Genomic DNA, 20,686 nt, shown 5'->3' with positions numbered 1-20,686 from the left:
GAAATGAAAGAGGAACTCAATCCTATTATTGAATTGATGTGATATTACAATGAAAAAGAAGATTGTATACCTACTACTATTAATCGTTTTGCCACTAGCTGTGATTTGCTATCTTTTAGAATTATTTGGATTAAAACTCATCAGCTGGCAACGATAAGACTACGACAATTAAAGGAGGGGATGCTATGATAGAAACAGGATCGCAGAGAAAATACATTCAGATTTTAACGGGAATTGGATTTATTATTTCCATTGCTTTGTTTGTTTTCTTCAAACAACACCCAGCCTACTTCCAAGTTGGTGGGCTTTTCCAAAGTTATTTAGGAAGTTTAGGTCTCTTTGCACCGCTAATTTTTATGGCTTTGCAAGTTGTTCAGGTGATTTATCCGATTGTTCCTGGTGGGATGACCAGTGTGATTGGCTATATTGCTTTTGGTCCTATTTGGGGATTTGTTTATAATTTCACTGGTATCTTTATTGGGTCTCTTATCGCCTTTGCTTTAGCGAGACGTTACGGAGAAACATTTGTGAAGGCTTTTGTTTCCCAAGAGACTTACGATAAGTATATTGGCTATCTTGATAAGAATAACGGGAAATCTTATGCGATGATTCTGGGAGCTGCTTTTGCTCTACCTGGTTTCCCAGATGATTTTCTTTGCATGGTTTCTGGACTTTCAAAGATGTCATTTAAGAAATTTGTTACGATTTTTCTGTTTACAAAGCCTGTCACACTCTATCTCTATACTGTTATTGGTTATAAGGGTCTTAGCTATTTACTTGCCTTATTCCAATAAAAAACTCCAGCTTTAAAGCTGGAGTTTTTTGATGTTTTATTCGGCTGCTTTTTCCCATTTTTTAGCTAAACGACGTGAAATAGTCGAAATACTAAAGTTAATCACGAAGTAAATAGCTGCGATAAGAGCATAAAGGGTAAAGACTTGACTGGCTTCAAAATAACGCCCCATCAAGATTTGGCTTTTACCGAATAATTCTTGAATAGCGATAACAGAGTAAAGAAGTGAGGTATCTTTAATAACTGTTACAAATTGTGAAATGATAGCTGGCAACATTTTACGAAAAGCTTGTGGGAAGACAATGTAGATAAAAATCTGGAAGTTTGTCATTCCTTGAGCTAGACCAGCTTCTGTTTGCCCGTGGTCAACACCATTTAAACCACCACGAATGATTTCTGCAAGAGCAGCAGAGGTAAAGACGGTGAAGGCTGTGATACCAGCAGGTGTTGACTTCATTTGGAAAACAAGAAAAATAATGAAAATCCAAAGCAAGTTTGGTACGTTGCGGACAAATTCAATATAGATACTTGAAATCAAATGAAGCACAGGATTTTTCCCATTTCGCATGACGGCAAGCACTGTTCCGATAAACGTTGAGAGTATAATGGAAATAAATGAAATATAAATGGTTAGCCACAATCCTTGGAGGATGAAGCTAAGGTTGGTCGGTGTTAATACTGACATTTAATTCTCCTCCTAAAGTGAATATGATTTTTTGTTTGCTTCTTCTTTGTGGCGCGCCCAAGTTGCTAGTGGGAAGCACATGATGAAGTAAAGGAGTGCTGCACCAGCAAATGCAGGAATATAGTTGGTTGTTTCGTAAGCCCAAGCTTTGGCTGTGAACATGATATCTGCTCCTGAAATGATGGCAACAGTAGAAGTGTTTTTAATCAAGTTAACCACTTGGTTAGTCAGTGGTGGCAAGATAGTTCGCACAGCTTGTGGAAGGATAATCAAACTCATGGTTTGACTATAAGTGAATCCTTGTGATAGCGCGGCTTCTGTTTGCCCTTTTGGAACTGCTTCGATACCTGAACGAATAACTTCGGCGATGTAAGCCCCGTGATAAATACCCACACAAAGGACTGCTGTAAAGAATGTCGAAATCATGACAAGCCCATTAGTCATAATGGCAAGACCATAATAAACGAAAACAAATTGTACCAAAAGTGGGGTATTTTGAAAGACTTCCACATAGACACGAGCGATAGCTTTTAAGACTTTACTTTTTGATGATGACATAGCCCCGAAAATAACTCCGAGTACAAAGGCTAAAAGCAAAGCACAGAAAGACATCCCTAAAGTATATAGGAAGCCCTTAGCAAATTCACCAAAGTTGGCAAAGAAATCTGCCCAACGTGAGAGGGCAAATGGACTCGCGGCAGCGGTTGTTAATAAAAACATGTCAATTCTCCTCTCTTAATTATTTTCTGCTTTTGCAGGTTTTAAATCATATTTATCGTAAAGTTTTTGCAGGCTACCATCAGCTTTCCAATCGGTTAACAAACCGTTGATGTAATCAATGACTCCTTGATTAGATTTTTTAGCTGCAATACCGTATTCTTGGGTATTGAATCCTTCATCAATGATAGCTGTTTTTTTGCTGACATAACCAGTCAAGATTGATTTATCAACTGAGAAAGCGCTGATACGGTTGGCATAAAGTGAAATTGCAAGTTCTGGGTATGACCCAAGCTGCACAAAGTTAAATGTCAAGTTATGTGCTTTACCATATTCTTCAATAGCTGCCTTAGTTGTTGAACCTTGAGCCACGCCAATGGTTTTACCATCTAGGTCTGAAATAGTTTTGAAGTTTTTGGCTTTATTAACTAAGAAACCAACCTCATCATAATAGTAAGGATTTGAAATAGCAAATGAAGCTTTACGTTCGTCGGTGATTGTATAAGTGGCAATCAGGATATCAATTTGTCCATTATCGAGAAGTGCCTCACGTGTTTGAGCAGTAACGGCTGTGTAGGCAACTTTCACACCGAGTTTCTTGGCGATTTTTTTAGCTAAATCAACTTCCATTCCTTCATATTTACCACTATCAGCTGAATAATAGCCAAAGTTTGGAACGTCTTGCTTGACACCAACTTTAAGAACGCCAGCATCTTGGATTTTTTTAATCTGCTCAGATGATGTATCAGCAAAAGTTTTTGAAGCAGTGAAAAAGCTCATAAAGAGCAATGGGAGAATAGCTAGAACGGCTAAACAAATTTTTTTCTTCATAAAAGACTCCTTATTTTTAAGAGACATTATCACTAGTGTGGTTAATGACTTTACTCAAGAATTGTTTAGCGCGTGGCTCTGTAGGATTATCAAAGAAACCTTGAACATCTGTTGTATCAACGAGGATTTGTCCTTCAGCCATGAAAATAATACGATCAGCAACCTCACGAGCAAAGCCCATTTCGTGAGTAACAACTACCATGTTCATGCCTTCTTTGGCGAGATTTTGCATGACAGCAAGTACATCACCGATAGTTTCTGGGTCAAGAGCTGATGTTGGTTCGTCAAAAAGTAGAAGTTCAGGTTGCATCGCTAGACCACGAGCGATTGCTACACGTTGTTTTTGACCGCCAGACAGCATACCTGGGTAAGAATCTTTGCGGTCCCACATATTAACGTAAGTTAAGAATTTTTCCGCAATTTGTTCTGCCTCTTCTTTTGATTTTCCAAGGACTTTAATAGGTGCTAAAGTTACATTTTCTAACACGGTTTTATGTGGATAGAGGTTAAAATGTTGGAAAACCATGCCGACTTCTTTACGAAGTTGAACCAAATCTTTGGCAGAAGCGTTAGCCAATTCGTGTCCATTAACCTTTAAGCTACCTGTTTCGATTGATTCGAGTGCATTCATTGTTCGGATAAGAGTTGATTTACCAGAACCTGATGGGCCAAGAAGAACAACAACCTGTCCTTTCTCGATTTCTAGGTTAATATTTCTGAGAGCGTGATAGTTGCCATAGTATTTTTCAACGTTTTTAAATTCAATAAGTGCCACACTTGTCTCCTTTTCAAAGATAATAATTTCTTGTCAGGTTTTCTAACATCTAACAAGATGGGTTAGTTTATCTTACCACATTGCTTTGTTAACTGTCAAATATTTCAGAAAATTTAAATAAGAGACAACGGAAAATAGATTGAATTTTAAGGTCAATTGTTATGTTCTGGTTTCAAAAGTATCCAAGGTTTCCAATTAATCTTGAATTTTGATATAATTAAGGATAGAGGTCATTTTTGTAAATAAAATGACATAGAAATTGTTGTTTGAGAATTTTTTATTCTACTGACATAGAATTGAAGAGGTGATATATGAAAAAAATTCTTATTGTTGATGATGAAAAACCAATTTCAGATATTATTAAATTTAATTTAACTAAAGAAGGTTATGAAACTGTTACGGCTTTTGATGGTCGTGAAGCTATTGCTAAATTTGAAGAAGAAAATCCTGATTTGATTATCTTGGATTTGATGTTGCCAGAATTGGATGGACTTGAAGTTGCAAAAGAAGTTCGTAAAACAAGTCATATTCCGATTATTATGCTTTCTGCTAAAGATAGCGAATTCGATAAAGTTATCGGTCTTGAAATCGGTGCAGATGACTATGTTACAAAACCTTTCTCAAATCGTGAATTGTTAGCACGTGTCAAAGCACACCTTCGTCGTACTGAGAACATCGAATCAGCCGTCGCTGAGGAAAATGCTTCTTCATCAAATTCTGAAATTACCATCGGCGATTTGAAGATTTTGCCTGATGCCTTTGTTGCTCAAAAACGTGGTGAAGACATCGAATTAACACACCGTGAATTTGAATTACTTCATCACTTAGCTACTCACATGGGACAAGTGATGACGCGTGAATACCTTCTGGAAACTGTTTGGGGTTATGATTACTTTGGTGATGTCCGCACAGTTGACGTTACCATTCGTCGTTTGCGTGAAAAAATCGAAGACACTCCGAGTCGTCCAGAATACATTTTGACACGTCGCGGTGTTGGATACTACATGAAGTCTTATGAATGATACAATGGTACAGAATCAATATCTGTTTGAACAAGCCATTCTCTTCTTGCTAGCTTTTGTAGCCATTTATTTTATTCATTTGGCTATCAGAGACTATAGAACGTCTGTTAATATTCGTCGATTAAGTGGTAAGGTTCGTGAACTGATTACAGGAAAATACACAGAAGATATTATCATTGAAAAAGACAGAGATTTAGCAGAGTTAGCTGGTCAGTTAAATGATTTGTCAACTGTCTTTCGTTTAGCTCAAGAAAATCTAGCCCAAGAAAAGAATCGTTTGGCAAGTATTTTGTCTTACATGACTGATGGGGTGCTAGCGACTGACCGTTCTGGAAATATCACCATGATTAACCAGACCGCTCAAAAGCAACTAAATCTTGAGCGTGAAGAAGCTCTTGGGATGAATATCGTTGACATTCTTGGTGATGATAGCGATTATTCTTACCATGATTTGGTGTCTAAGACGCCAGAAATTGTGCTTAATCGTCGTGATGAGACGGGAGAATTTATCACTTTGCGTATTCGATTTGCCTTGAATCGTAGAGATAGTGGATTTATTTCTGGTCTGATTGCCGTCTTGCACGATACAACGGAACAAGAAAAAGAAGACCGCGAACGTCGCTTGTTCGTTTCTAACGTTAGTCATGAGTTGCGTACGCCACTGACTTCGGTTAAATCTTATCTTGAAGCACTGGATGAAGGGGCTTTGAAAGAAGATATTGCACCAAGTTTCATCAAAGTTTCTTTGGATGAAACCAATCGTATGATTCGCATGATTTCTGATTTGCTTAATCTGTCTCGAATCGACAATCAAACGGTGCAATTAGAAGTTGAAATGACTAACTTCACAGCCTTTATGACGTCTATTTTGAATCGTTTTGACCAGATTAAAAGTCAACACACGGTTGCTGGCAAGCAATACGAAATTGTCAGAGACTATCCAATCAAGTCAATCTGGGTTGAAATTGACCCAGATAAGATGACACAAGTCTTGGATAATATCCTAAACAATGCCATTAAGTACTCACCAGACGGTGGTAAAATCACTGTTAGCATGAAGACAACTGAAACTCAGTTGATTATTTCGATTTCTGATGAAGGACTTGGTATTCCGAAGAAAGACTTGCCGTTAATCTTTGACCGTTTCTACCGTGTTGATAAGGCTAGAAGTCGTGCCCAAGGTGGTTCAGGGCTTGGACTTGCCATTGCTAAAGAAATTGTCAAACAACATAAAGGATTTATTTGGGCTCAAAGTACCTATGGTAAGGGCTCAACATTTACAATTGTTCTTCCGTATGAGAAGGATTCTGATATTTATGATGAATGGGAGGATAACGAGGACTAGATGTCTGAGAATGCTTTTAAATACAGTGTCTTAGCCTCCGGTTCAACTGGAAATTCATTTTATGTGGAAACGCCACAGAAACGTCTTTTGATAGATGCAGGTTTGACTGGTAAGAAAATTACCAGTCTTCTTGCTGAAATTGACCGAAAACCAGAAGATTTGGATGCTATTTTGATTACGCACGAACACTCTGACCATATTAAAGGAGTTGGAGTGCTGGCTCGCAGATACAATCTTGATGTATATGCCAATGCCAAAACTTGGCAAATGATTGATGAGCGCAACATGATTGGAAAACTTGACGTTGGGCAAAAACATGTCTTTGAACGTGGTAAAACATTGACTTTTGGTGATATTGATATTGAAAGTTTTGGAGTCAGTCACGATGCTGTCGATCCGCAATTTTACCGTTTGATGAAAGATAATAAGTCATTTGTCGTTCTGACAGATACGGGTTACGTTAGTGACCGAATGGCGGGTGTGATTGAAAATGCTGATGGTTATCTGATTGAGTCAAACCATGATGTTGAGATTTTGCGTGCAGGTTCTTATCCATGGAGCTTGAAACAACGTATTCTATCTGATCGTGGTCACTTGTCAAATGAAGATGGTGCTGATACCATGATTCGTACTATCGGCAATCGCACAAAGAAAATTTACCTTGGTCACTTGAGTAAAGAAAATAATATCAAAGAATTGGCTCATATGACTATGGAAAATAACTTGATGAAAGCCGATTTTGCTGTTGGTCATGACATGACCGTTTTTGATACATCACCTGATGAAGCAATGCCTTTAGCAGGTCTATAAGAACAAAAGCCTAGTGCTAAAGCGCTAGGCTTTTATAGTTACCATAAAAACGTGCCTATAATAGAAAGAATTACAGGGATTTTAGCGAGAATTCCCATTTTTTCTAACTTTCTGGTATAATAAAATGGTCTATAAAAGGAAAATTAATGTTTTAAATAAACTAGTCTGGAAAAGGCTTAATTGATTGAAAATAGACCAATTTTTGAAGGGAGATTTATTTATGCAAGCTTTAGATACAAAACTTCAGCGAGACTTTGGTATCGCATTTGAAGATAAAACATTACTTGAAACTGCATTTACTCACACATCTTACGCTAATGAACATCGCCTCCTAAACATTTCACACAATGAACGCTTGGAATTTTTAGGAGACGCGGTTCTTCAACTTTTGATTTCTCAGTATTTGTTCAAAAAATATCCGAAGAAACCAGAAGGTGATTTATCTAAGATGCGTTCTGTTATTGTTCGTGAAGAATCATTAGCAGGCTTTTCACGCTACTGTGGTTTTGATGAATTCATCAAACTTGGTAATGGTGAAGAAAAATCTGGTGGACGTAACCGCGACACTATCTTAGGTGACTTATTTGAAGCCTTTCTTGGTGCGCTTTTGATGGACCAAGGGGTTGAGGCGGTTAATAAATTTTTGAATCAAGTCATGATTCCGCAAGTTGAAAAAGGTAACTTTGAACGTGTCAAAGATTACAAAACAACTTTGCAAGAATTATTGCAAGGCCACGGTGATGTCACTATTGACTATCGTGTGTCAAATGAATCTGGTCCTGCACATGCCAAAGTCTTTGAAGTGACTGTGTATGTCAATGACGAAGCTAAAAGTAAAGGAATCGGAAAATCTAAGAAATTAGCTGAGCAAGATGCTGCTAAAAATGCGCTTGCCACTCTTCAATAAGACGTTTGAAAGGAATTCGTAAAGGCAAATGTCCAACCTGCCCTAGGTCATATGATACGTGTTTGACGTAGCCTAGAAGACGATAAGAAGGTCTGTAAAGCTCTTCTTAGTTGTTAGCTCGGGAAGGTCTTTGCCTTTTCATCTCTCATTTTATGTATTTAAAAGAAATTGAAATGCAGGGCTTTAAGTCCTTTGCAGACAAGACGACAATTGAATTTGATAAGGGAGTTACAGCCGTTGTAGGTCCAAATGGTTCTGGTAAATCTAACATTACCGAAAGTTTACGTTGGGCACTTGGGGAATCTTCTGCTAAAAATTTACGTGGTGGTAAGATGCCAGATGTGATTTTTGCTGGAGCTGAAAACCGCAAACCATTGAACTACGCTCAAGTTGTTGTTAGCTTAGATAATTCAGATGGCTTTATCAAAGATGCAAAAGAGACGATTCGTGTAGAACGCCATATTTACCGAAATGGCGATAGTGAGTACTTGATTGATGGTCGCAAGGTGCGTTTGCGTGATATTCATGATTTGTTTATGGATACAGGTCTTGGGCGCGATTCTTTCTCAGTGATTTCGCAAGGTCGCGTTGAAGAGATTTTCAACAGTAAACCAGAAGAACGTCGTGCGATTTTTGAAGAAGCTGCAGGTGTTTTAAAATACAAGACACGTAAAAAAGAAACACAAACTAAGCTCAATCAAACCCAGGATAACTTGGACCGCCTTGATGACATTATCTACGAACTGGAAGCTCAAGTGAAACCTTTGGGGCGCCAAGCGAAAGTCGCTAAAGAGTTTATTGGCTTGGAAGATGAGCGCAAGCAACTTCATTTAAATGTCTTGGTAGAAGATATTCAAACTGATAAAGTACGTTTGGATAGCTTAAAAGAAGATTTGGATAGCATCAAGTCAGACTTGTCAGCTTACTATGAACAACGTCAGCAATTTGAAAAACAAAATCAAGCCTTAAAAACCAAACGTCACCAATTGTCTGAAGAAATGGCGACAAAACAGGCTGGCTTGGTAGATATTACAAAAGCTATTTCTGACCTTGAACGCCAAATGGACTTGATTGCTTTAGAATCAAGCCAAAAAGAAGAGAAAAAACAAGCGGCTACTAGCCAATTGGCTGAGCTTAAGGCTAGTCAGGAGAGCTTGCGAGAAGAATTAGCACAAAAAGAAAATCAGCTCGCAAAATTAGATGGTGAATTGACTGCAACTACAGCCAAAATTCAGAAATTGCAAGCTGAATTAGACCGTTTTTCGACTGACCCAGATCAAGTCATTGAAAAATTGCGTGAAGAATTTGTTAGCTTAATGCAAGAAGAAGCAGATTTGTCTAACAAGCTAACCATGACACAGGCTGATATTGATAATCAAAAACAATTATCAGAATCAAAATCTGAAGAATTAGCACAGACACAGGCTAACTTGGAAGCGTTAAAAGCGGAAGCTAAAGATGCTCTTGAAAGCTTTGAAGCCGCACGTAAACAAGTTAAAGAGCTTCTAGATGCTTATCAGGAGTTGTTTGCTAAGACAAGTCAACTTGAAAAAGATTATCAAGCTGAGCAGACAAAAATGTTTGACCAATTAGATGTCATTAAATCTAAGCAAGCTCGTAAGTCTAGTCTTGAATCTATTCTTAGAAACCACAGTAATTTCTACGCAGGTGTCAAATCTGTCTTGCAAGCTTCTAGCCAACTTGGTGGTATCATTGGTGCTGTGAGTGAGCATTTAAGTTTTGACCGTAAATATCAAATGGCCCTTGAAATCGCTCTTGGTGGCTCAAGCCAACATGTGATTGTTGAAGATGAGGCAGCTGCTAAACGCTCAATTGCTTTCTTGAAGAAAAATCGTCAAGGACGTGCCACTTTCTTGCCACTGACGACTATCAAAGCTCGCCATTTATCACAACAAAATCAAGCTATTTTATCTTCTAGCCAAGGTTTCCTTGGTGTGGCAAGTGACTTGGTGTCATTTGAGAAACGCTTGGACAATATTTTCCAAAATCTTCTTGGAGTGACAGCTGTTTTTGATACGGTCGATAATGCAAATAAAGCTGCGCGTGCGCTACATTATCAAGTGCGTTTGGTCGCTTTGGATGGTACTGAGATTCGTCCTGGTGGGTCATTTTCAGGTGGTGCAAACCGTCAAAATAACACCACATTTATCAAACCAGAATTAGATAATCTTGTGGCTGAATTAAATGAGCTTCAAGAAAAACAAGTCACACAAGAAAAATTGGTTCAAAATCTTCATGAAACCTTACTAGCTAGCAAAGAAGAATTAGCTAGCTTGAAAGCTCAAGGTGAAGAAGCTCGCTTTGCGGAACAAAAAGCTGAATTGGAATACCAACAATTGGCGGAACGCTTGAACGATGTTAAGCAACTCTGCAAACAACTTCAAGAAAGTGAGACCGATAACAGTTCAAATGATTTGGAATCTCAAAAAGCTCACTTTGAAGCTGAGTTAACAAAACTTGCTGAACATAAGCAAGAGTTGACAAGTGAGATTGACCAAATCAAAGAAAATAAAAATGCCATTACGCAAAAAGTTGAACAACTTCGTCAAGACTTGTCACAAGCAAAACTTCAAGAGCGTGAACTTCTCAGCGAACGCAAATTTGAATCTGCCAACAAGACACGTCTTGATATCAGCTTAGCTGAAAATAAAGCAGAAATGACAAAATGTGAAGACTTACTTGCCTTTCATGCGAGTGATCAAGAAATTGAAAACTTGCCACTTCTGAAAAAACAACATGACGAAGCTGTGACAAGAAAAGCAAGCGAAGAAGAACGCTTGGTTAGCCTACGTTTTGAACTTGAAGATTGCGAAGCTAATCTTGAAGAACTTGAAGAACAAGTTGCTAAAGAAAATCAAAAAAATGAAGAATTAATCCGCAAACAAGCCCAAGTTGAAGCCCAAGTTGCTCAAGTCTCTGAACGTTTGCGTGGCTTCACACATGATTTGACAGAAGATTATCACATGACCTTGGCTGAAGCCAAAGAAGCTAGTCAGGTTGTGGAAGATATGGCTATTGCTCGTGAACGTCTGCAGGATTTACGCCGCCGTATCAAGGCATTAGGACCAATTAATATGGATGCTATTGCTCAATACGATGAAGTCAATAATCGTTTGACTTTCTTAAACGGTCAAAAAGAAGATTTGGTTCATTCTAAGAATCTTCTACTTGATACCATTAACGAGATGGATGATGAAGTGAAATCACGCTTCCAAGTGACATTTAACGCTATTCGAGAATCCTTCAAGCAAACCTTCACGCAAATGTTTGGTGGTGGTTCTGCCGATTTGTCATTGACAGAAGGTGACTTGCTGATAGCAGGGATTGAGATTTCTGTGCAGCCACCAGGTAAGAAAATTCAATCGTTGAATTTGATGTCAGGTGGCGAAAAAGCTCTATCAGCTTTAGCTTTGCTATTTGCTATCATTCGCGTCAAAACCATCCCATTTGTTATTCTTGATGAGGTGGAAGCAGCGCTTGATGAGGCAAATGTCAAACGCTTTGGTGACTACCTCAACCGCTTTGATAAATCAAGTCAGTTCATCGTTGTCACTCACCGTAAGGGAACAATGGCAGCCGCTGACAGCATTTACGGGGTAACTATGCAAGAATCAGGAATTTCACGCATCGTATCAGTTAAGCTGAAAGATGCTGAAAATCTTGTGGAATAATCATTAAAAGCCTAGCAATAGCTGGGCTTTTTGTTTGTTATTTTTCAGTTGTCACATCACTTTGAGTATTTTCTTGTGTGTCAAAAGCTTGCTCATCGGTTGTAGTTTCGTCATTTTGCAAGTTTTGATTAGTGTTTTCTTCTAGTGTTTCTGCTGACTCAAATTTGGTTTGAGAGTCTTTGCTGTAGTTATTAGAAACTTTGTAAAAGATGCTGTTTACGAATTGTTGCGTTGATTCGTAGTCGAAACGGCTGAGTTGTGTGGTAAAAAGACGATCACGCCCATAGTCTGATGGGTCAGAGTCAGTGATACTAAAATGCCAATAAGGAATTTGATTACCAGCAGCATAGTAGTACAAGATGAAACCACCGTCTCTTTGAGAAGAGACTTGAGAAATAGCTTCGCCTTTATCATCGTAAGCGAGATCTGACAAAGTTAATCTACCATTTTCTGAGACAATGCCCTCTGGAGAAAATTCAAAAGTAAAGCCGTTAGCATCCTGCCAAGTTCTAGCAAGACTTGAAAAATCACCCTGAGCTAGTGCAGCAAAATCAAAGTGACTAGCTTCTTTGCTAACTTGTCTAGAGTCAACGATATTTTTCCCGTCTTTGACTAAATTGTTCGTAATCTTTTTTTCGTTTGGCAGTTGAAATAAATCATGGCGCTTGTCGACTTCTTTTTTCTTAGCAGAATCTGAAGTGCTCTTGCCCTTAGTGCTGCGGTGAAGGTGAGTAGTTGTAGCACTTGTTTGCTTGTGTTGCGAATGCTGATTGAAAGCTAAAACTCCTCCACACAATCAGTACCAATAAGCCAGAAATCTAGAAAGCGCGATTTGTTTTTTTCATCATCGTTTCCCCCTTTAAATATTCTTCTAAATAATCTGTTCGAAAAAAATTTTTAAAACCTAGCTTTTTTTCAAAAAAATTTAAAAAATATAAAATTAATTTCAAGTTTTTATTGTTTTAAATAAGCTTTTTAGCTTATTTATGAGCTATGCTCTTAAAAAAGGATACTTTTTCGCTGTGGTAATAGTGGCTGAAACGGCAATGAAATAAGTCACTGGGAAGTTTTGAGGCCTTAGGCTCAAAACTTAGGCATGGAATTTTGAAGAAATTCGCTGCCGACCATACTGCCTAAGAAAGTATCAAAAAGATTTTATTTCTACTAAAAAAACTAAAAATTTACTAAGAGTACTTGCTGAAAAAGAATAGATTATTAGCAGGAAAAAGTTGGCGTTTTTTGCTAGAATAGAATTATGTAATATTGAGGGAGAGAAAAATGGTAAAACTTGTAGCAACAGATATGGATGGTACTTTCTTGACTAGTAAAGGTTATTACGATAATCAACGCCTCCATAATGTCCTCGAAAAATTTGAAAAGAACAATATGTTATTTGTGGCAGCTAGTGGGCGTTCAATGCTTGCTTTGGAAAAAATGTTTGCGCCACATGCTGATAAAATGGCTTTTATTGCTGAAAATGGAACACTTGTTAAAGTTGGTGAAAAGACAGTCTTTGAATCTGGATTAACGAAACCAGAATTTTTAGAGATTACTGATACCTTAATTGAAAGTCCTTATATGACAGGTTATGATTTTTTACTATCTGGTGAAAAAGGAGCTTATTTGCATCCTAAAGCCAGTGATGAATACCTTGAATTTATCAGTCATTACTATGAAAATGTGCAACGTGTTGACAATCTAGCAAATGTTACTGACAATATCTTGAAAGTGACAGCTAACTTTGCAGAAGATACGGTTCGAAACGGTGAAGCTTGGTTCAACCAGCGCATTGATTTTGTTAAAGCAGTAACAACAGGTTTTAAATCAATCGACATCATTCTTTCTGATGTCAACAAAAGAACAGGTCTTGAGGCACTTTGTGAGTCTTATGGTTTATCAGCAGCTGAAGTTGTCGCATTTGGAGATAACCTCAATGACTATGAAATGCTTGAATTTGCTGGAAGAGCAGTCGCAACCCAAAATGCTCGTCAAGAAATCAAAGAGATTTCTAGTGAAATTATTGGACATTGTGACGAAGAGTCTGTGATGACTTATATGGAAGGATTAGTTGATTAATGGCAGATATTAAATTGCTTGCCTTGGACCTAGATGGCACACTCTTTAACAGCCAAAAAGATGTCACACGAGAAAATAAATTGGCTCTCAGAGCCGTGCGTGATATGGGTGTCAAAGTGGTTATCACGACAGGACGACCACTAAAAGCTATCAGTGGTTTGCTTGAAGAATTAGACTTAATTTCTGACGAGGACTATCTGATTACTTTTAATGGTGGCTTGGTTCAAAAGACAAATGGGGAGATTTTGAATAAAAGTGAGTTGACTCGCTCACAGTTAAAACTCTTGTACAATCATCTAGAGCCCTTAGCTCTACCATTTGATGTGATTAGTGATGGAATTGTTTATAGTTTAGCCTGTCGTGGCAATGAATCACACTACCCGAAAGCAAATCCAACTCTTGAATTTGTAACGGTTGATAGCTTTGCTGACATTCCTGAAAATGTGATTTACAACAAGGTGGTTAGTGTCACAAAACCAGAATTTTTAGACCAACAACTCTTAAAATTGCCAAAAGAACTACATCAACATTTTGAAATTTTTAAATCACGTGATATCATAGTAGAAATGATGCCTAAAGGGGTTCATAAAGCTGCTGGTTTGAATCAACTAGTTAAACACCTAGGCTTATCATCAGAAAATGTCATGGCTATGGGTGATGAAGAAAACGACCTTTCCATGTTAAAATGGGCTGGGTTAGGTGTTGCTATGGCAAATGGTGTTGCAATCGCAAAAGAAATAGCAGATGCTGTGACAAGTCGCACCAACGATGAGTCGGGTGTTGCAGAAGCTGTAAAAAAATACATTTTAGAAGCTAAGTAGAAAGGATAAGGGGATAGTATGTTCTCTTGGTAGCTTAATATGGGATTATTTGATCGTTTATTTGGAAAGAAAAAGGATACAAAAGAGCAGATTGAAGAACAAGAAATTGCTCAAGTACTTGAAGAAACTTCTGCTGATGAGAGTAAAGAAGTAGTAGAAACAGCTGCCGTTGAACCTCAAGCAGATGAAGTAGTCGAAAGTGAAGCAACTCAAGATGCTGAAGCAGTCAGTCAGTCTGAAGAAGCTAGCCAGCTTGATGAAACTAAGGAAGTAGCTGAAGCTGATTTTTCAGGAGTTATGGCAGATTATTATGCTAAAAAAAAAGCGGCCAAAGAAGCTTTAGACCGTGGCGAAACAGTTGAATTTGAAGCTGTTGAAACAAAACAAGAAGACGTAAAAGAAGAACCAGCAGAGCCAGTTAGTGCACCTGTTGAGACTGAAGAAGAAAAATACAATCGCAGTCTTAAAAAGACACGTACAGGCTTTAGCGCACGCTTGAATGCCTTTCTAGCAAACTTCCGTCGTGTGGATGAAGACTTCTTTGAAGAATTAGAAGAAATGCTTATCTTGTCCGATGTCGGTGTTAATGTGGCAACACAATTGACAGAAGACTTGCGTTATGAAGCTAAGCTTGAAAACGCTAAGAAAGCTGATGGTTTGAAACGTGTCATCATTGAAAAATTGGTTGAAATCTATGAAAAAGACGGGGTCTTTAACGAACAAATCAATTTCCAAGATGGCTTGACTGTTATGCTATTTGTCGGAGTTAACGGTGTTGGTAAAACAACGTCAATCGGTAAACTTGCTTACAAATACAAAAATGAAGGCAAGAAAGTAATGCTTGTTGCAGCTGATACTTTCCGTGCTGGTGCCGTTGCTCAGCTTGCGGAATGGGGACGACGTGTTGATGTCCCAGTTGTGACTGGACCAGAAAAAGCTGACCCAGCTTCAGTGGTCTTTGATGGTATGGAAAGAGCTGTCGCTGAAAATGTTGATGTTCTGTTGATCGATACAGCAGGCCGTTTGCAAAATAAAGATAATTTGATGGCAGAGCTTGAAAAAATTGGTCGAATCATTAAGCGTGTGGTGCCAGATGCTCCGCACGAGACCCTTCTTGCCCTTGATGCCTCAACAGGTCAAAATGCTCTTAGTCAAGCAAAAGAATTCTCAAAAATCACACCATTAACAGGACTCATCTTGACTAAAATTGATGGAACTGCCAAAGGTGGTGTTGTTCTAGCTATCCGCCAAGAACTTGATATCCCAGTTAAATTCATTGGATTTGGTGAAAAGATTGATGATATCGGTGAATTCGACTCCGAAGACTTTATCCGCGGTCTCCTAGAAGGGATTATTTAAGGAAATGCTTGATTTCGTAAAAGCACATTTATCGACAATTCTTTTGACCTCATCGACGTTTGTCTTAACCTTGATTTATCTTGCAGAAGTTAAGTGGCAAATCATGATGGTTTGGGGACTCTTTACCTTGTTTAACATAGTTAGACTAGCTTTTGCTTACAAGAAAAATAACTAAAAAATACCCACCAGTTTATTAGTCTGGTGGGCGTTTTATTATCTAAAAGACGCGATAAACGTAAGGATTATCAGGCGCATCTGTTTCTTTAATCTTAGAAATGTTTAGAACTGGTAAGTTTTGTTCCAAAGTCTTATCATATTCAAGACTAATAGTACCAGTTGCCGTAATCCATGTGTTGTTAGGATAGCTAGTAGCATTGCCAGTTGTTAAAAGTCCGTAGACACCTGAATCGGCAATACAGTGAATGATACCAAAACGGAAAAGGAATTGATAACCATCGTGACCTGGTTCATTATAGACAAAGCCAGTATAAGTGATATTACGTCCAGAAAATTCATCAGGATAAAGGTAGATGAGCTCCATGATTTCCATGTAATTATCGGTTGTAATGGTCAAATCACCAGAACCTTTGTATTTTTTCATTTCTTTTCGCATTTCTTTATCGTAAGCTGTAGAAGTGAAATAAAGGCTGGTATCTGGTTTTAGGTATTGGACACGTGTGCCATCTTCGCTGACTGTTCCAGTTGACCCTGCTGCAAGTGGGAAGTGGTACCCCTTGGCAGAAACCGTTGTAGAATCCAAGGTTACTGTTGGGACTAAAAGTCCGATAAGTACTGGAGTGACCAGAATCATTGGACTGGTGATTTTCGCCAATTTTCCATGTAAATGGCTGTGCATTTTCAAATCTTTAACCCAGATAATTAATTGTACGATAGCTAGAACAAATGACAGCACCATGGAAATATATGCTAGGTAAGCGTAGTGGTTATTGATGTACTGATTTAATTTTCCAGAAATCTGTAAGTACATGGTTAATTCAAAATAACCAGCAAGAATTAAAAATCGAATCATCCAATCACCCCCACAAGTAGACAGTAAAGGATAATCATCCCAGCAGAAACGCTAATAAATTGGACAATAAAACGTTTCTTAAATGAATTGAGCATCATCATGAGGTTTTTGATATCCACCATTGGACCAATCAAAAGAAAGGCAAGGACTGGTGCAGTCCCGAAGCTTGAGAGAAGTGAAGCACCGATAAAGGCGTCTGCTTCACTACAAAGTGACAAGATGAAGGCTAACAGCATCATCACAAGTATAGCTGTTAAGGCATTTCCACCGATTTTAGTTAGGATATGAGTTGGCAAATAAATCTGCATAGCCGAAGCTACCAATGACCCAAAGACCAGATAACGCCCAGTGTCGAATAATTCATCGATAGCATGTGCTAAAACGAGAAAAATCTTGCGATACCAAGGTTCACCAGAGTAATTGTGAAAATGACAAGGCACCATATCCTCTTTTAAGATATTGTCATCGACCACAAAACCAAGCATAATTCCAAGTGTGATAGCAACAACAACAGCACCAAGAAGTCGCAGCCACAAGAAGCGCCAGCTATTTCCAAAGGCTGAGTATGTTGCAAAAAGCACGATAGGGTTGATAATCGGTGCTGTGGCTAGAAAGGGAACAGCAGTGTAGCTAGGAACTTTTTTCTCTAGAAAGCGCGTGATGATAGGAATAATCCCACATTCACAAGAAGGAAAAATAAACCCAACGAAGGTTCCAAAGAGAATTCGTAGGAATTTATTCTTAGGAAGGTAACGTCGCACCAAATCAGGTGTCACGTAAACCTCGATGAAACCAGATAAAATCGTTCCAAGTAAAACAAAAGGCAAGGCCTCAATGATAATCGAGATAAAAATCGCAAACCATTGTAAGACACTTGCTGGTAAGTGAGTAAAAATGTCCATAAAACTTAATGAGTCGCTTTCTTATCGTTTTTATCCTTACTTTCCTTTTCTTTTTCAGGGTCACTAGAGACTTTTGGAAAACTTGCAAAGTTTGCAAACATTGATTCTAAATCGTCCTGACGTTTGTGAGTGATTGCCATAAGATGGACACCTCTTTTCTAAATATAGTCACCAGTTATTATACTATCATTTGAAAAAATCAGCAAAAACTAAGCGGATATTTATAAGATAGAATTTGATAAAATTCGGTAAAAGTTAAGTTAAAAATCATCAAAAGAATCAATAAAAGTCCAATCTTTAAGAGTTTTTTTGATATAATAGAAAGGCTATGAAAAATGATAATATACATAAAATTGCTCAAGAATTAACAATTAAAGAGAACCAAATTGCCAAAGTTCTCGAGTTGACAAGCGAAGGAAATACTATTCCTTTCATCGCTCGTTATCGTAAAGAAATGACTGGTAATTTGGATGAAGTTCAAATTAAAACTATCATTGATTTGGATAAAAGCATGACAGCTTTAGCTGAACGCAAAGCAACGGTATTAAGTAAAATTGAAGAACAAGGAAAATTAACAGCTGAGCTCAAAAAAGCAATTGAGGCAGCTGAAAAATTGGCTGACGTTGAAGAACTTTACCTTCCTTACAAAGAAAAACGTCGTACCAAAGCAACCATTGCCAGAGAAGCAGGGCTATTTCCCCTAGCACGCCTGATTTTACAAAATAAAGCTTCGCTTGAAGAAGAAGCCCAAGCTTTTGTTTGTGATGGTTTTGAAACAGTTGATAAAGCTATCGCAGGGGCATGTGAAATCTTGATTGAATCCTTTTCAGAAGACAATCACCTTCGCTCATGGGTTTACAATGAAATCTGGTCTTATAGCTCAATAATTTCAAGTGTCAAAGATGAAACTGCTGATGATAAAAAAACGTTCCAAATCTATTATGATTTCTCAGAAAAAGTTTCTAAAATGCAAGGCTACCGAATCTTAGCTCTTAATCGTGGTGAAAAATTAGGCATTTTAAAAGTTGGTTTTGACCATAATACTGATAAAATGATTCGCTTCATGGCTTCACGTTTTAAAAACAGAAATTCTTATATCGACGATGTTATCTCAAAAACTATCAAGAAAAAAATCGTTCCTGCTATGGAACGCCGTATTCACAGTGAATTGACAGAAAGTGCTGAAGATGGGGCTATCGAGCTCTTTTCAGAAAATCTTCGCAACTTGCTTTTAGTATCACCGTTAAAAGGTAAGATGGTTCTTGGTTTTGACCCTGCCTTTCGTACAGGAGCCAAGCTAGCCGTGGTTGACCAAACGGGTAAACTCATGACAACACAAGTGATTTACCCAGTTGCACCTGCTAGCCAAGCCAAAATCGAACAGTCTAAAAAAGATTTAGCTGAGCTCATTTCAAACTATGGCATTGAAATTATCGCTATCGGAAATGGAACAGCTAGCCGTGAAAGTGAAGCATTTGTAGCGCAAGTCTTGAAGGATTTTCCAGAGGTTTCTTACGTTATTGTTAATGAAAGCGGAGCTTCTGTCTACTCTGCTTCTGAGCTTGCTCGCCATGAGTTCCCAGACTTGACGGTTGAAAAACGCTCTGCCATCTCTATTGCTCGCCGTCTTCAAGACCCTTTGGCCGAATTGGTTAAAATTGACCCAAAATCCATTGGTGTCGGTCAATACCAGCATGATGTTAGCCAGAAAAAATTGGCTGAAAACCTTGATTTCGTTGTTGATACCGTGGTTAACCAAGTCGGGGTGAATATTAACACAGCAAGTCCAGCACTCTTGTCACACGTATCAGGATTAAATAAAATCATTTCAGAAAATATCGTTAAATACCGTGACGATCATGGTCGCATCAGCTCACGTGAAGAGATTAAGAAAGTGCCACGTTTGGGGGCTAAGGCCTTTGAACAAGCGGCTGGTTTCTTGCGCATTCCTGGTGCCAAAAATATCCTTGATAACACAGGTGTTCACCCTGAGTCATACAAGGCTGTTGAACGTTTGCTGAAAGAACTGGACATCACTGATTTGGATGATTCTGCTAAGACAAAACTTCAAGCAGTGTCTGTAAAAGATATGGCTGAAACAATCGGACTTGGTCAAGAAACGCTGAAAGATATTATTGCTGATCTCTTAAAACCAGGTCGTGATTTGCGTGATGATTTTGAAGCACCAGTCCTTCGCCAAGATGTGCTTGACATTTCTGATCTTGAAATCGGGCAAAAATTGGAAGGAACTGTTCGAAATGTGGTCGATTTTGGAGCCTTTGTTGATATCGGTCTTCACGATGATGGCTTGATTCACATTTCACAAATGAGCAAATCTTTTGTCAAACACCCTAGCCAAGTGGTTTCTGTTGGTGATGTGGTCACAGTGTGGGTTTCAAAAATCGATAAAGAGCGTGGCAAAATTAACCTTTCATTGGTAGATTTACGTGAACTTAACTAATTACGTCAGAGAAGTCTCACAAAAAGATTTTGGTAAAGAATTTCACCATACAGCTACCTGGAACACTCGTCTCAGGACAACGGGTGGACGTTTTTTTCCAGCTGATGGTCACCTAGATTTCAATCCAAAACTTTATGAAGCATTTGGAGAAGAAATCTTTCGAAAAATAGTTCGTCATGAGCTTTGCCATTATCATCTTTATTTTGAAGGAAAAGGTTACAAACACGCTGACGCAGATTTTAAAGAATTACTTCAAAAGGTTGATGGTCTTCGCTACGCACTAACTATGCCAAGTGAGATGGTTTATCATTACTATCGTTGCCAAAAGTGCGGACAAGAGTATCGTAGAAAACGCCGTGTTAATACCCAAAAATACAGTTGCGGCCTCTGCCATGGCAAACTCTTAGAAATCAAAAAGCAAAAAACATAAAATAAAGAAGTATCAAATTAATTATAAAAT

Annotated in this window: 20 protein-coding genes; 12 read left to right on the top strand and 8 right to left on the bottom strand. The window is 38.3% G+C overall.

Annotated elements, in window-relative coordinates; translation table 11 throughout:
* Window positions 1–185: 185 nt before the first annotated feature.
* The gene (locus DQN23_RS06470; protein ID WP_111712944.1) at window positions 186–794 is read left to right on the top strand and encodes a TVP38/TMEM64 family protein; all 609 of its coding nucleotides are present in this window, start codon (window positions 186–188) and stop codon (window positions 792–794) included.
* 36 nt (window positions 795–830) lie between these two features.
* Here the strand turns inward: DQN23_RS06470 and DQN23_RS06465 are convergent, their stop codons facing one another.
* Genes DQN23_RS06465 through DQN23_RS06450 form a run of 4 tightly spaced genes read right to left on the bottom strand, consistent with a single transcriptional unit; the run spans window position 831 to window position 3,801 of the window.
* The gene (locus DQN23_RS06465) at window positions 831–1,478 is read right to left on the bottom strand and encodes an amino acid ABC transporter permease (RefSeq protein WP_111712943.1); all 648 of its coding nucleotides are present in this window, start codon (window positions 1,476–1,478) and stop codon (window positions 831–833) included.
* Window positions 1,479–1,490: 12 nt separating this feature from the next.
* Complete coding sequence (locus tag DQN23_RS06460; protein WP_020917225.1) at window positions 1,491–2,198, bottom strand: amino acid ABC transporter permease; 708 nt, start codon at window positions 2,196–2,198, stop codon at window positions 1,491–1,493.
* A 15-nt stretch (window positions 2,199–2,213) separates the two neighbouring features.
* Window positions 2,214–3,026, bottom strand: a complete 813-nt coding sequence (locus DQN23_RS06455) for a transporter substrate-binding domain-containing protein (protein WP_020917224.1) — start codon at window positions 3,024–3,026, stop codon at window positions 2,214–2,216.
* Between the two features lie 16 nt (window positions 3,027–3,042).
* The gene (locus tag DQN23_RS06450) at window positions 3,043–3,801 is read right to left on the bottom strand and encodes an amino acid ABC transporter ATP-binding protein (protein ID WP_020917223.1); all 759 of its coding nucleotides are present in this window, start codon (window positions 3,799–3,801) and stop codon (window positions 3,043–3,045) included.
* A 311-nt stretch (window positions 3,802–4,112) separates the two neighbouring features.
* Here DQN23_RS06450 and yycF point away from each other — a divergent pair, with 311 nt between their 5' ends.
* The 5 genes from yycF (at window position 4,113) to smc (ending at window position 11,577) form a co-directional block, all read left to right on the top strand.
* On the top strand, window positions 4,113–4,823 hold the full coding sequence (gene yycF / locus DQN23_RS06445; protein WP_039696509.1) for a response regulator YycF: 711 nt from the start codon (window positions 4,113–4,115) through the stop codon (window positions 4,821–4,823).
* Window positions 4,816–6,168 carry a cell wall metabolism sensor histidine kinase VicK gene (gene vicK / locus DQN23_RS06440; protein WP_111712942.1) on the top strand — a complete coding sequence of 451 codons (1,353 nt, stop codon included), beginning with the start codon at window positions 4,816–4,818 and terminating at the stop codon, window positions 6,166–6,168. The genes yycF and vicK overlap by 8 nt, the downstream gene beginning before the upstream one ends.
* Window positions 6,169–6,978 (top strand): MBL fold metallo-hydrolase, encoded by an 810-nt coding sequence (locus DQN23_RS06435; RefSeq protein WP_058814132.1) that lies wholly within the window; start codon window positions 6,169–6,171, stop codon window positions 6,976–6,978.
* A gap of 220 nt (window positions 6,979–7,198) precedes the next feature.
* Window positions 7,199–7,885 carry a ribonuclease III gene (gene rnc / locus DQN23_RS06430; protein WP_020917219.1) on the top strand — a complete coding sequence of 229 codons (687 nt, stop codon included), beginning with the start codon at window positions 7,199–7,201 and terminating at the stop codon, window positions 7,883–7,885.
* 152 nt (window positions 7,886–8,037) lie between these two features.
* Window positions 8,038–11,577, top strand: coding sequence for a chromosome segregation protein SMC (gene smc, locus DQN23_RS06425; protein WP_111712941.1), 3,540 nt, complete (start codon window positions 8,038–8,040; stop codon window positions 11,575–11,577).
* 37 nt (window positions 11,578–11,614) lie between these two features.
* Here smc and DQN23_RS06420 read toward each other — a convergent pair whose 3' ends face one another.
* The gene (locus DQN23_RS06420; protein WP_233422863.1) at window positions 11,615–12,373 is read right to left on the bottom strand and encodes a DUF6287 domain-containing protein; all 759 of its coding nucleotides are present in this window, start codon (window positions 12,371–12,373) and stop codon (window positions 11,615–11,617) included.
* Window positions 12,374–12,855: 482 nt separating this feature from the next.
* Here DQN23_RS06420 and DQN23_RS06415 point away from each other — a divergent pair, with 482 nt between their 5' ends.
* From DQN23_RS06415 to DQN23_RS06400, 4 genes are read left to right on the top strand one after another with little or no spacing between them, the layout of a single operon-like run.
* Complete coding sequence (locus tag DQN23_RS06415; RefSeq protein ID WP_061408312.1) at window positions 12,856–13,653, top strand: Cof-type HAD-IIB family hydrolase; 798 nt, start codon at window positions 12,856–12,858, stop codon at window positions 13,651–13,653.
* Window positions 13,653–14,474, top strand: a complete 822-nt coding sequence (locus DQN23_RS06410) for a Cof-type HAD-IIB family hydrolase (RefSeq protein WP_020917215.1) — start codon at window positions 13,653–13,655, stop codon at window positions 14,472–14,474. The genes DQN23_RS06415 and DQN23_RS06410 overlap by 1 nt, the downstream gene beginning before the upstream one ends.
* A 39-nt stretch (window positions 14,475–14,513) precedes the next feature.
* Entirely contained in the window at window positions 14,514–15,833 is a 1,320-nt protein-coding gene (ftsY, locus tag DQN23_RS06405) for a signal recognition particle-docking protein FtsY (RefSeq protein WP_111712940.1), read from the top strand.
* A gap of 4 nt (window positions 15,834–15,837) precedes the next feature.
* On the top strand, window positions 15,838–16,008 hold the full coding sequence (locus DQN23_RS06400; protein WP_111712939.1) for a cytochrome O ubiquinol oxidase: 171 nt from the start codon (window positions 15,838–15,840) through the stop codon (window positions 16,006–16,008).
* Between the two features lie 42 nt (window positions 16,009–16,050).
* Here the strand turns inward: DQN23_RS06400 and DQN23_RS06395 are convergent, their stop codons facing one another.
* From DQN23_RS06395 to DQN23_RS06385, 3 genes are read right to left on the bottom strand one after another with little or no spacing between them, the layout of a single operon-like run.
* A complete protein-coding gene (locus tag DQN23_RS06395; RefSeq protein ID WP_111712938.1) occupies window positions 16,051–16,863 on the bottom strand; it encodes a TIGR03943 family putative permease subunit in 813 nt (270 codons plus the stop codon).
* Window positions 16,860–17,765, bottom strand: a complete 906-nt coding sequence (locus DQN23_RS06390) for a permease (protein ID WP_058814128.1) — start codon at window positions 17,763–17,765, stop codon at window positions 16,860–16,862. The genes DQN23_RS06395 and DQN23_RS06390 overlap by 4 nt, the downstream gene beginning before the upstream one ends.
* Before the next feature lie 5 nt (window positions 17,766–17,770).
* Window positions 17,771–17,905 carry an SPJ_0845 family protein gene (locus tag DQN23_RS06385; RefSeq protein ID WP_006532749.1) on the bottom strand — a complete coding sequence of 45 codons (135 nt, stop codon included), beginning with the start codon at window positions 17,903–17,905 and terminating at the stop codon, window positions 17,771–17,773.
* Window positions 17,906–18,093: 188 nt separating this feature from the next.
* Between DQN23_RS06385 and DQN23_RS06380 the strand changes: the two genes are divergently transcribed.
* Both DQN23_RS06380 and DQN23_RS06375 read left to right on the top strand, forming a co-directional pair.
* A complete protein-coding gene (locus tag DQN23_RS06380; RefSeq protein WP_111712937.1) occupies window positions 18,094–20,226 on the top strand; it encodes a Tex family protein in 2,133 nt (710 codons plus the stop codon).
* Window positions 20,213–20,656: a SprT family protein gene (locus tag DQN23_RS06375; RefSeq protein WP_020917209.1), complete on the top strand. Its 444-nt coding sequence runs from the start codon at window positions 20,213–20,215 to the stop codon at window positions 20,654–20,656. Before DQN23_RS06380 ends, DQN23_RS06375 begins: the two co-directional genes overlap by 14 nt.
* Window positions 20,657–20,686 lie beyond the last annotated feature (30 nt).

The organism is Streptococcus lutetiensis (assembly GCF_900475675.1).
GTDB lineage: Bacteria > Bacillota > Bacilli > Lactobacillales > Streptococcaceae > Streptococcus > Streptococcus lutetiensis.
This window is presented reverse-complemented; position numbering and strand designations above follow the sequence as displayed.